The organism is bacterium (genome assembly GCA_030654305.1).
Classification (GTDB): domain Bacteria; phylum Krumholzibacteriota; class Krumholzibacteriia; order LZORAL124-64-63; family LZORAL124-64-63; genus PNOJ01.
In genome coordinates, this window is sequence record JAURXS010000313.1 from 1 (window position 1) to 11,880 (window position 11,880).

Below are 11,880 nucleotides of genomic sequence, written 5' to 3' on the forward strand. Positions count from 1 at the left end.
GGCACCGCGAACGAGATCTTCGTCGACGGGTTGAACGGGTTCGGGTAGTTCTGCGACAACGTCAGCACCGACGGCGCGTCGCCCGCGCCCGTCGAGCCGCCGCCGTACACGATCTTCAGACACCACTCGTCCAGCGTGCCGATGTCGCCGCCGGCCATGTCCGCGACCGTCAGCGTCCAGTTGCCGTCCAGGACCTGGCCCGCGAACAGGCCCAGATCCCCCGCCGGGGTCAGCGTGTCCGGATACCATCCGTAGATGTTGTCCGTGCCGCTGCCGGTTTGATTGTGCAGCCGCACCGTCGTGCCCGCCGGAGACCTCAGGTCCACCGTCAGGTCGCCCTGGTAGGTGTGCGTGATGTCCACGAACACCTCGACGCTGGTCACGGTCACGCCCGCGCCCATCGACAGGGGCATCACGCTGGTCACCGTCGCGTAGTCGGCGATCGGCAGCGCCGGCTGCAGGCACTGGTTGAGCTCGCTGACCGAGGTCAGCGTCAGGTTCACGCCCGTCAGCTGCTGGCCCTCGGCCAGCGTCACCGACGTCGAGGCGATGCTCCACGTCAACTTGCTGGCGCGGATCGTGTAGCTGCCGGCGTACAGGCCGGGCAGGCTGTAGTTGCCCGCCGCGTTGGTGTAGGTCGAGCCGCCGTTGGGGATGGCCTCGACCAGCGCGCCCGAGTCGTCGGCCGAGCCCTGCAGGTCGATGTGGCCGCTCACGCTGCCCGCGCCGGACTCCGGCGTCAGCAGCCACAGCACGGTGTTCTCCAGCAGCGGCGCGCGGCCCGCGGCGTTCAGGGCCGCGTAGTTGAAGGTGAAGAACGCGATCTGGCCGCCCGCCGGCGCGGGGTTCGGGTCGTAGCAGATCACGCCGGCGTCGGCCGGGTAGGTCGCCCAGGCGCCCACCTTCACGGCGTCGGCCAGGGGCGCCGCGCCGTCCTGGTCGCCGTAACCGGCGTAGGTGATCGCGATCGGTCCGGCGATCACGTTCGGCACGGACATCACGTGGTGGGCGGGTGCGGCGACGGTCAGCGAACCGCTGCCGTCGTGGTTCCAGTCGTTGGTGTGCATCACGGTCGAGGCGAAGGCCCCGGTGGCGTTGTGCTTGTAGGCCACCTCGCCGCCCTCGAGCAGGAGGTGCCCGCCGGACTGCACGTGCACGATCAGCGCGCTGCGCAGGGTGGCGCTGGCGAGCGGGTTGGTGTTGGCGCCGCTGGCCCAGACGACCAGGTCGTACAGCGGCCAATCCGCCGGCACGGTGGTCGCCGACGGCTGCACGGTCACCCCGTAGCCGAGCGCCTCCAGCTCCGCCGCCATCGCGGTGGTGGAGCGCTCCCCGCCGGGTTCGTAGCCGGCGGCGATCAGCCCGCCCTTCTCGTCGAACTTGTCGGGAGCCTGGCGGGCGACGGTGTCGTCGTCGACGATCAGGATGTCGCCGTTGGTCGGGTCGAGCAGAAAGTCCTTCACGACCGTCGCACCGTCGATCTCGACCGCCACGCTCGCCGGCACGTGGTGCGAGGCGCGCACCGCGACCGTGTACGTGAAGTACGGCAGAGCCGAGGTCGTGAACGCGCCCGAGGCGTCGCTCGCCGTCTCGGTGTACAGGGCGCCGTTGTCGCCGCGGTACACCTTCACGGTGCCCTGCAGGGGCTCGGCGGTCACGGAGTCGGTGATCAGGCCCGTCAGCACGCCCGAGGGCGCCGCGACCATCGCGACGTCGAACGTGTTGGGACCGTAGTTCAGGAACATCGCCTGCTCGAAGTGCAGGTAGCCGAAGAAGTCCACCACGATGGTGTAGTCGTCGACCAGGACGTCTTCGCCCACGTCGTAGTCGCCCGCGGCGTCGGTCGTGGCCGAGAACACCTCGACCATCCCGGCGTCCAGGCCGCGCACGACCGCGCCGACCGCCGGCGAGCCGCCCAGGCTCACGTGGCCCGTCAGTTGGCCGTAGGCCTCGACGACGTCGAAGGTCTCGGTGTACAGGTCGTAGCCGCTCAGCGCGATGATGCCCGTGATCACGCCCGTCTGGGCCGCGGTCAGCGTCAGGCTCGAGGCGCCGGTCGACTGCTCGCTGCCGTTCGGCAGCACCGCGTGCAGCGTGGCGCCGGCTTCGCCGGACGTCGCGTGCAGGGTCCCGGGCAGGTTCAGCGGGAACAGGTCGGTCATGCCGATGTCCGTGGTCACCGTCAGGTCCGGCGACGTCAGGGTCAGGGCGTTGACCGTCAGGGGTTCGCGGAACAGCTCGTACGGATCGGCGGGACGCTTCCCGACGACGTCCACCGTGGGGCCGTACGGGTAGGTGACGCTGATCACGGCCACGCCGGAGGCGTTCGTCGCCACGGCGGCCGACGTGTAGCCCAGGCCCTCGGCCCAGACGTCCAGGCCGACGATCGGGGTGACGCCGTCCTCCTCGTAGACCGTCACGGTCACCGGGGTCGTCACGTTGGCGTCGATGGCCGACGGGACGATCGAGACCACGGCCGGCACGATGACCGGCACGTCGACGATGTAGGGTTCGAGGTTCTGCATCATCACGACCAGGTGCGCCGAACCCGGCGTCAGGAACCCGTTCAGGTCCAGGACCGCCGAGCCGCCTACACCGACCGTGCCGGCGGCCATCAGCACGCCGTTCTGGGTCAGGCCGACGTAGCTGCCGGGCGCCGCGTCGAGGGCGAAGGTCACGGCGTTGGTGAACAGCGTCGGCACGTGGCTGACGGGGTTCGTGCCGGGCACGCCCATGTAGGTCGAGAGCGAGGGGTCGCCCATCAGGTTGTAGATGTTCCAGTAGTAGGTGATGCGGGACGAGCCGGACTGGGACACGGCCAGGTTGCCGGCGAAGTTCAGCGCGTCGTTGGTCACGTACCACTGCGTCATGGCCTCGCCGTGGTCGTGGAACACGCCGTCGTAGGCGCCGATGCCGGTGTGCTCGACCGGCCACGCCGTGCCGTCGATCTCGCTGGAGGCGTGGTAGCCGACGCCCCACCAGTAGTCCTCGTCCCAGTAGGTCGAGTTCGAGGCGCCGATGTAGCCGATGGCGCCCTTGTTCGGGGCGCGGATCATGGTCTCGCCGAAGCACTCGGCGTAGTCGTAGGTCGAGGTCAGGCAGCAGTTGCCGACGGCCATGAAGTACTTGCCGGCGTTGGTCATGCTGTTGACGTTCGCCTGGGTCATCGCGGGGTCGGCCCAGCTGGTCTCGCTGCCGTGCGCCGTGTAGTTGATGTACGACACGCCGTCGTTGCAGGTCTGGACGATCGCCGCCGGGGCGCCGGCGCCGTCGGAGGCCGGGTACAGCCAGGTGTTGCTGGTCAGGCCGTGGGCCGCGTTGAAGTAGTGCTCGGTGCCGTAGTTGATCTGGCCGTTGCCGTAGGTGGGCGCGTAGGAGCCGTCCACGCCGGCGATCATGGTCACCTCGGCCAGATAGCTGGGATCCGGCATGGTGAACTGGTCGTACATCATCGTCTTGTCCAGGATGGCCTGGAGCTGCGAGCTGTTCGTGGCCGAGAAGCGGCCGTAGTACATCTCGGGGTACAGGTCGGCGTCGACCGAGCAGTAGGGGCGGTCGGTCGAGTCGCCGGCTTCGGTGAACGTCGGGCATTCGGCGATGTCGCCGACGAAGATCACGAAGCTCGGCGCCGGCAGTTCGGGCGTGCCGGCGTTGTAGAGGCCGTGCAGGTAGGCCTGGATCGAGGTCGTGGTCGAGCCGACCTGCGGGCTGCCGATCACGCCGACGATCACGTTGAAGCCGCGCTCGGTCTTCCACTGGACGAAGTTCGCGAGCTGGGCCTCGAACATCGCCGGAGTGACGATGACCATCGTCACGACGTCGCGCACGATGTCGGGATTGTCGTCGTGGACCGTCTTGGCGCCGTCGAGCATCCCGTAGATGGGGGCGAAGAACGGGCTGTTGGTGCTGGCGACGCGGTAGTCCTGGGAGGACTTGTCGGCGCCGTCGAAGACCACGCGGAATTCGATCTCGTCGTGGACGACGATCTGGTTGGTGCGGGGCAGGTACTCCACCGGGGAGACCTCGAGGCGGCCCACGCCGTAGGCGCGCAGGACGCCCATGTCGACGACCTTCACCAGTTCCCGGCTCACCTTGTCGGTGTCGTAGGAGGCGCGGTCGTAGACGAAGGGCAGCGCGCTGAGGTCGGCGCTCTTGCTGACGCTGGGCTGGACCGGCATCAGCGGGCTGTCGATGCCGAAATCGGCGAGGTTGAAGGTGCGGCTGGAGACCGACACGACCTCGACGCGCGCGCGCGCGCCGGCGGGCAGGGCGATCAGCCGGTTCATCATGGGCAACTCGGGCGTCCCTTCCACCATCGAGCTGTGGAAACCGGGGATCGCCAGCCGGGTGAAGTCCCCGGCCTTGGTCGCCACATCCAGGGCGGACAGCTCGCCGATCGACACCTGGTAGCTCAGCGCTTCGCCGCGCTGCGCAACCAGTTGCATGGCGTTGGGTCCGTCCTTGACGGGGATGGCGCCGGTCGCACCGAGGGCCGCCGAAGCGACCAGGGCGACGACGGCCGTCGTCAAGAGCATCAACTTCAAACGCATGACTGTGGTCCTTTCCCGAGGGTTACTGCGAGACGTGTCAAGTTAGGACTCGCAACGAATTGAGTGGAAAGGAATCGACCTAATCAATGGCGGGGGATTCATTGTAGCATGACCGAAACTGATCCCAAGCGATAAATGACAATCGATCAGCAAACATCACACGGTAAATCAAGATATGATATATCTCATTTGCGGTGATTTTGGATATCATTTCCCGTAACGTGCGGACGCCCAACGCGTTGACGATCACCTGCCTGTCTTGTAGGATTGTGGACAGTCGGCCCCCGCCAAAAGCTCAACGACGGGATCCTCCATGGCTCCGCGGCGTCGCCCGGCCATCGTCTCGGCATTGCTGCTGACCCTGGTCTGCTGCTGGTCCTGCGGGCGCGAGGCGCCCGTCGGCGAGTTGCGGGTGGTCTCGACGCCCGACGGCGCCGCCGTCCTGATCGACGGCGTCGCGACCGGCGCGACCACCCCCGTTTCGCTGTTGCTGGGCGTCGGCTCGCACCGGGTCGCCGTGTCGCTGGCGGGCCACCTGGTCACCCCGGCGGTCCGCGACGTCCCGGTGACCGCGGGTGAGCTCGCGACGGCCGAGTTCGCGCTGGCCGCCCTGGGCTCCGTGACGGTGACGTCGAACCCGGCCGGCGCCGCGATCCTGGTCGACGGGTCCGACAGCGGGTACACGACGCCGAGCACGTTCGATCTGGTGGTCGGTGAACACGCGCTGGAACTCCGACTGGCCGGCTACGCCGATCCCGCGGGCGGCCGCCTGGTGGACGTGCTGGCCGCCGCCAACCCCGGTCTCGACGTGACGCTGCTGCCCGCCGGCGGCCTGGAGGTCGTCTCGACCCCGGCCGGCGCCGACATCTACCTGGACGGCTCCCCCACCGGCCGGCTCACCCCCTGGCTCTTCAACCTGCCCGCCGGCGACCACGTCGTGACCGTGGCGCGCGAGCAGTTCCTGGTCGAGCCCGAGCAGGTCGTGGCTACCGTGGCCGTCGGCGACACCATCACCGCCGGATTCGCGCTCACCCCCGTCGGCGACACCGGCACGCTGGCGGTGACCTCGCTGCCGCCGGGCGCCGCGGTTTGGCTGGACGGCGAGCCGACCGGCGAGGTCACCCCCTGCTCGTTCACGCGCCCGGCGGCGGTCGTCGAGGTCGCGGTCGCCCTGGCCGGGTTCCGCGCGCCGGTCCCGCTGGTGCGGACCGTCACGGCCGGCGGCTCGGCCGCCGCCGACTTCACGCTGGCCGCCCGCAAGGTGGTGCTGTTCGAGACGGCCTCCGGCGTCAACTGCGAGGGCTGTCCGGCCATGAACGGCATGCTGAACAACCTCGAGGTCATCGGCGGCTACGGGCACGACCGTGTCGTGAGCATCAAGTACAGCGAGCCCATCGGCGGTTACGACCCGCACTACGCCGCCAACCCCGCCGACAACATGGGCCGGTTGTCCTTCTACCAGGCCAGCACGGCCTGGGACTGGGCCTGCCCCTCGCTCTTCTTCGAGGGCGACCTGGTCGTCGAGCCCCACGGCTACCCCGGCTACGGGGAGATGGTGGGGCTGCTCGACGCGGCTCTGGCGGAGGATCCGGGCTTCGCCGTGGTGGTCGAGGTGGCCGACTTCCACGCGGCCAGCCTCGAGGTGACCGTCACCGTGACGGCCGCGCGCGCGGTGTCCTCCACGCAGCCGCAGCTCCACCTGGTGATCGTGGAGAACCCCGTGGTCTACGCGACGCCGCCGGGCAGCTACGGCGAGACGGTCTTCCACTGGATCATGCGCGAGTTCACGACGCTCCCGACCGCGCCGCTGCCGTTGGCGGCCGGCGAGTCGCGCACCTACCAGGCTTCGATCCCCTTCGTCCCGGGCTGGGTCGCCGCCAATCTGGCCGCGATCGCCTTCGTCCAGGACGAAACCACGCTGGAGATCCTGCAGGCCGGCGCGGCCTTCGACCCGCCGGCGCCGCGGCGAACGCCCGCCGGGAGGAACCGCCCTTGAAACGCACCACGGCCGCCATCGCCCTGATCACCCTGGCCGCGGCCACCGTCGCCGCCGCCCACCCGATCCCGCGCACGGTCCTGCTGGAGACGTTCACCAACGTCAGCTGCGCCGGCTGCGCGACCGCCAACCCCGTCACGGCCCAGGCCATGGCCGGCCACGGGCGGCACGAGCTGCTCAACGTGCAGCACCACGTCGAATGGCCGCAGCCCGCCGACCCCTTCTACCTCGCGGCGCCCGCGGAGATCGCGGCCCGCGTCCAGGCCTACGGCATCCAGAACGTGCCGGAGCTGTTCACCTGCGGCGCGAACGCGCCGACGCCCGGGGACGCCGCGGCGTTGGACGCCGCCGTGGACGCGGCGCGCGACCGGCTGTCCCCCCTGCGCGTGGTCGTGGCCTCGCAGTGGAACGGCGCCACCCAGGTGACGGCCGTCGTGGGCGTCAAGGCCGTGGCCGCGCCGCCCGTCGGCGTCCTGAAGCTGCGCGTGGCCGTGGTCGACGAGCTGGAGACGTTCGCCTCGCCGCCCGGCGACAACGGCGAGACCGCGTTCCACTGGTCGCTGCGCGACCTGGCCCCGACCGACGCCGGGACCTCCTTCACCATCCAGACCGGCGACTCGCTGGTCTTCCAATTCCCCGTCGCCGTCGCGCCGGCGTGGTACGACACCGACCTGCACCTGGTCGCCTGGGTCCAGGACGACGCCACCCGGGAGGTCCTGCAGGCCGGCAGCGACCTGCCGCGCAGCGACTACGCCGCGGCCTACTATTCCGACCGCTACGCCGCCGTCTCCCCGACCGGCACGCTGATCCGCATGGAAGGCTGGCTCGAGAATCTCGGCCTGCAGCCCGACACCTACGACATCCACCTGGACGCCGCGACGCCGGGCTGGTCGGTCTCGGCCTGCGTGGGCAGCACCTGCTACCCGCCCTGGGTGACGGACGTCGTCGCCACGATGGCCGCGGGAACCGAGCAGCACGTCGGCGTGAACGTGCTGCCCTCGACCGCCGGCGCGACGGGGAACGTCACCGTCACCGTCACCAGCCGCGGCGACGCCGCCATCGCCTTCACCCGCACGTTCCGCGTGATCACCCCGGGCGCGACGGTCCTGGTCGTCGACGGCGATCCGGCGCACCCCTACCTGCCCTACTTCACGGCCGCCGTCGGGACCGCCGGCCGCACCTGGACGGACTGGGATCGCGTCGCGTTCGGTTTGCCCTCGGCCGCCGACCTGTCCTGGTTCGACGTCGTGGTCTGGAACGCCGGCCTCGCCGTGCCCGCCCTGCCGGCCGGCGACCGCGACCTGCTGGAAGCCCGCCTCGACGCCGGCGGCGAGTTGCTGCTCTCGGGGCAGGACCTCGCCTTCGGCCTCTGCGATCCCGGCAGCCCCGACGGCGGTCCGCAAGCGCTGGCGTGGTACGAGGCGGCCACCGGCGCCTCCTTCGTCGCCGACGACTCGTACGACACCTCCCTGACCGGGGTCGCCGGCGACCCGATCGGCGACGGCCTGGCCTTCGCCATCGCCGGCGGGGACGGCGCCGACAACCAGGACTACCCGGACGAGTTGGCTGCGGCGCCGAACGCCCGCGCCTGCCTGCTCTACGCGCCCGGCCGGGCCGCCGCCGTGCGCTTCGGGCGCGACGGCGCCCGCATCGTCACCCTGGGCTTCGGCTTTGAGGGCGTGGCCACCGCCGCCCAGCGCGCCGCGCTGATGGACCGGATCCTGGACTGGCTGCAGGACACGACGGTCGCCGCCCCGGCGACCCCGCTCACCGCGGCCATCGCGGCGGCGGACGCCCATCCGAACCCCTTCAACCCGTCCACGACGCTGCGCTTCACGCTGGGCGGGGACGCGCCCGCCGTGCCGGTGTCGGTCGACATCCACGACGTGGAGGGCCGCCGAGTGCGCGCGCTCTGGCGGGGTCCCCTGGCGCCCGGCGACCGCACCCTGACCTGGGACGGCACGGACGACCGCGGTGCGCCGGTCGCCGGCGGCCTGTACCTGGCCGTGGTGCGGACGGACGAGGCGACGGCCACGATCAAGCTGACGCTCGTGAAATGATATCGCCGGGCCGCCCCCTCGGGAGCGGCCCCCGCACGACGAAGGGACCCTGCGACATGGCCCTGCACCTCCGGTTGCCGCTCCGGCCGGCGCGACTGCTGCCGGCCGTCCTGCTGTCGGCGCTGCTGACGGCCGCCGGCGCGCGCGGCGCCGAGCGCGCCGTCCCCGACTGGACCCTGAACGACTTGCAGGGCCGGCCCGTGAGCTTCCACGAAGCCCTCGACCGCGGGCCCGTGCTGGTCTCCTTCTGGGCCCTGTGGTGCGGTCCCTGCCTGAAGGAGCTGGGCCACCTGTCGCAGCTCGCCGCCGACACGCGCGGCGAGCTGACCGTCCTGGCGGTGAACGTCGACTCGCCGCGCAGCGTGCACAAGGTGGCCCCCTGGGTGGCGGCCCAGGGCTACGACGACCTGGTCGTCGTGCTGGACACCGCCGGGGACGTCCAGCGCCTGATGCAGGTCGGCGGCACCATGCCGCTACTGCTGCTCCACGACGCGACCGGTCGCGAGGTCTACCGCCACACGGGCTACCGCGGGGGCGACGAGCTGCTCCTGCGGGCCGAGGTGTCGCGCCTGCTGGCGCCGGACGCCGCCGGCGCCGAGGTCTGCGAGCACACGGCCCCCGACGGCGACGACACCGGCGCCGATGCCGGCGCGACCCGGATCGCCGACCGCCTGGAGTACTCCTACAGCACCGAGACGCAGCGCGAGATCGCCGAGAACTGGCTCGACGTGATCCACTCGCGCGGCCGGTTCTCCGTCGGCGCGCTGCTGGACGCCCGCCAGCCCGCCGAAGAGGGCGACCGCGGCAACGAGCTGCGCCACCGTTTCGCGCAGTACCGCGGGCGCGTCGTCGAGGCGCGGGCCGGGCACTTCTACGGCATGTTCGGGCGCGGGCTGCTGTTCGCCGCCCACGAGGACCGCACGCTGCGCACCGACACGGCGCTGGACGGCCTGCTGGTCCGCGCGCGCGGCGAGCGCTGGCGCGCCGCCGCCTTCACCGGCGCCCCGCGCGCGCTGGACCTGGACGTGCGCGGGCTCGACGTCGAGGCCGACCCGTTCGCGGGCATCGGTCTGGGCGGCACGGTGCTGACCTGGTCGGGACCGGCGACCCCGGTGCGCGAGGGCGCCCTGCTGCGCGACTACGCCCTGTCCGGGCGCGCCTCGCTCGCGCGCGCCGGCGGCAATATCTACGCGGAGTTCGGGGCCAAGCGCGCCTGGGTCGACGACGGGACCGGCTCCTGGCGGGAGGACTGGGGGCACGGCCTGTACGCGGGCGCCGCCGCCGCGACCGGACCGCTGGGCCTGTCGTGCGAGGTCATGGACTTCGAGCGCTTCACCGTGCTCGACCAGGCGGACGGGCGCACGTCGCTGAACAACCCGCCGTCGCTGACGCGCGAGCACCTCTACACGCTGCTGAACCGCAACCCCTACCTGCGCGACGCCGACGACGAACGCGGCTGGCAGGCCGAAGCCAGCTGGACCGGCCCCGCCGGTTGGAGCGCCCTCGCCAACGCCAGCCGCCTCGAGAGCCAGGCGGGCGTGCGCCACTTCCGCGAGCGCTACCTCCAGGTCCAGCGGGAGTCGTGGGGGCCGTTCCTCGTGCGCGCCGGGCTCGACCTGCGCGACGTCCGCAGCAAGGGCCTGCAACGCGACGAGACCTTCACCACACTGGTCGCCGAGACGGTCTGGCACGCCACGGACCGCGACTCCTGGTCGCTGAAGGCGGAGCACCAGCACGCCGAGGACAGCGGCACCGCCTCCGGCGGCCTGGGCGCCTACGACCGGCAGTTCTTCACGTTGGAGTTCGCGCGCTCGCCGCGCTGGACGCTGACCGCCATGCTCGAGACGAACAACAAGTACGCCGCCCAGCGCGAGTTCCTGGAGGAGGCCGGCCCCTACCCCGCCGCGCAGGTGGGCTGGGCGCCGACCGAGGGTTCCCTGGTGACGCTGTGGGCCGGGGAGCGGCTGGGCGGGTACGTCTGCGCGGGAGGGGTCTGCAAGTACGAGCCGGCCTTCTCGGGCGTCGAGCTGTACGCCACGTTCCGGCTCGACCCCGACGGCGGGCGCTAGGGCCGACGGCGCCTGGCCAGGTACAGTTCGAACAGGCCCAGCACGACGACCAGGACCGACGCCGACACGAACATGCGCAGCCCCGGGCCCGGCTTCACCGACGCCACGTCGAACAGGCCCAGGAAGCTGACGCTCGCACCCTGGATCATCCGGAAGGCGGCGCCCGCCACGAAGCACATCACCACGCCGGTGAGCAGGTGCACGACGGCGGCGATGTCGCGGCGGTTGGTCCGGGTGGCGACCGTGACCGAGGCGGCCACCATGCCGGCCAGCGTGACCGCCAGCAGCATGGCCGCGCCGGGACTGCGCGAGATCCGCCAGACCGCGAAGGCCCGGCCGCTCGCCCAGGGCAGGGTCAGGGAGTAGGTCGCCAGCAGGAACGACGGGATCAGGCCGAGCAGCGGCAGCAGCGCGACCTGCCGGCGAGTGGCGCGACCGACCCTGGCCGCTCCCCTGACGAGACGCTCACGCATGGCTCGACCTCACGTTGCCGCCTTTGCCTTCACCGTCGGAACGGGGTCCCGCACCACGACCGTCCCGGCGATCCGGTCATGGATCGTCTGGCGGTTGGGATGCCAGGCCGCCTCGAGGAAACCCAGCATGGCCGTCGCCGCGCTGGCGCTGTAGCCGCCGGCGCGGCCGAAGCAGTCCCACCACGACAGCGGGCGCCCGTCCAGGCGCACCACCCGGGTGCGCGCGACCAGCTTCCCCGCCGTGCGCCCGCGGCCCAGGCGCGTCGCCGCCGTGAACCAGGCGACGAACAGGAAGCCCACGTTGTACAGGTTCGCCATGCCGCCCATCAGGGCGTCGGTGCCGAGCTGGAGCCGTCGGCCCTCGGGCGTGGCGACGATCTTCGAGGCGCCGCCGACGACCGTCAAGTTCGTGTCGTCATCTTCGGGGTTCAGGTGCGTCCACAGCGCGGTGGGTCCGCCCGCGTCCAGGACGGCCCGCGCCTCGTCGTCCAGCAGGCCGGGGTCCCGCGCGACCATGATCGCCAGGAACCGCCCCCCGGCTTCGGCATAGCGCGCGGGGCGCTCGGCCTCCGGCGCGGCGCGGGCCGCCCACAGGTCGGCGAACAGGCGCCCGTCGCTGCGATGGAAGCTCAGCGCCGTCAACCCGACGAACAGCACGACGATCAGGGCGCCGACCAACGCCAAGTCGATGACGAAGGCCGCCGCGCGCCGCCGGAACGAGGCCAGGGGCCT

6 protein-coding genes are annotated in these 11,880 nt (G+C 71.5%); 3 read left to right on the forward strand and 3 right to left on the reverse strand.

What is annotated here, in order from left to right:
- A partial coding sequence (locus Q7W29_09025; GenBank protein ID MDO9171959.1) for a C25 family cysteine peptidase occupies positions 1–4,550 on the reverse strand: 4,550 nt, incomplete at its 3' end.
- A 313-nt stretch (positions 4,551–4,863) separates the two neighbouring features.
- Between Q7W29_09025 and Q7W29_09030 the strand changes: the two genes are divergently transcribed.
- The 3 genes from Q7W29_09030 to Q7W29_09040 are packed head-to-tail and all read left to right on the forward strand — an operon-like array spanning position 4,864 to position 10,675.
- Positions 4,864–6,546 carry a PEGA domain-containing protein gene (locus Q7W29_09030; GenBank protein ID MDO9171960.1) on the forward strand — a complete coding sequence of 561 codons (1,683 nt, stop codon included), beginning with the start codon at positions 4,864–4,866 and terminating at the stop codon, positions 6,544–6,546.
- Positions 6,543–8,606 carry a FlgD immunoglobulin-like domain containing protein gene (locus tag Q7W29_09035; protein MDO9171961.1) on the forward strand — a complete coding sequence of 688 codons (2,064 nt, stop codon included), beginning with the start codon at positions 6,543–6,545 and terminating at the stop codon, positions 8,604–8,606. The genes Q7W29_09030 and Q7W29_09035 overlap by 4 nt, the downstream gene beginning before the upstream one ends.
- Before the next feature lie 56 nt (positions 8,607–8,662).
- Complete coding sequence (locus Q7W29_09040; protein MDO9171962.1) at positions 8,663–10,675, forward strand: DUF6029 family protein; 2,013 nt, start codon at positions 8,663–8,665, stop codon at positions 10,673–10,675.
- On the opposite strand, the gene Q7W29_09045 is transcribed toward Q7W29_09040, so the two are convergent.
- Together Q7W29_09045 and Q7W29_09050 are read right to left on the reverse strand one after the other, a co-directional pair.
- Positions 10,672–11,148, reverse strand: coding sequence for a hypothetical protein (locus Q7W29_09045; protein ID MDO9171963.1), 477 nt, complete (start codon positions 11,146–11,148; stop codon positions 10,672–10,674). The two genes, Q7W29_09040 and Q7W29_09045, sit on opposite strands and share 4 nt — an antisense overlap.
- 9 nt (positions 11,149–11,157) lie before the next feature.
- Positions 11,158–11,880: RDD family protein (locus Q7W29_09050; protein MDO9171964.1), on the reverse strand; the 723-nt coding region annotated here is incomplete at its 5' end.

Bases quoted from the DNA above. Each gene is read 5' to 3' on its own strand.
- Q7W29_09045 (MDO9171963.1), bottom strand. From the start codon at position 11,148: ATGCGTGAGCGTCTCGTCAGGGGAGCGGCCAGGGTCGGTCGCGCCACT.
- Q7W29_09040 (MDO9171962.1), top strand. From the start codon at position 8,663: ATGGCCCTGCACCTCCGGTTGCCGCTCCGGCCGGCGCGACTGCTGCCG.
- Q7W29_09030 (MDO9171960.1), top strand. From the start codon at position 4,864: ATGGCTCCGCGGCGTCGCCCGGCCATCGTCTCGGCATTGCTGCTGACC.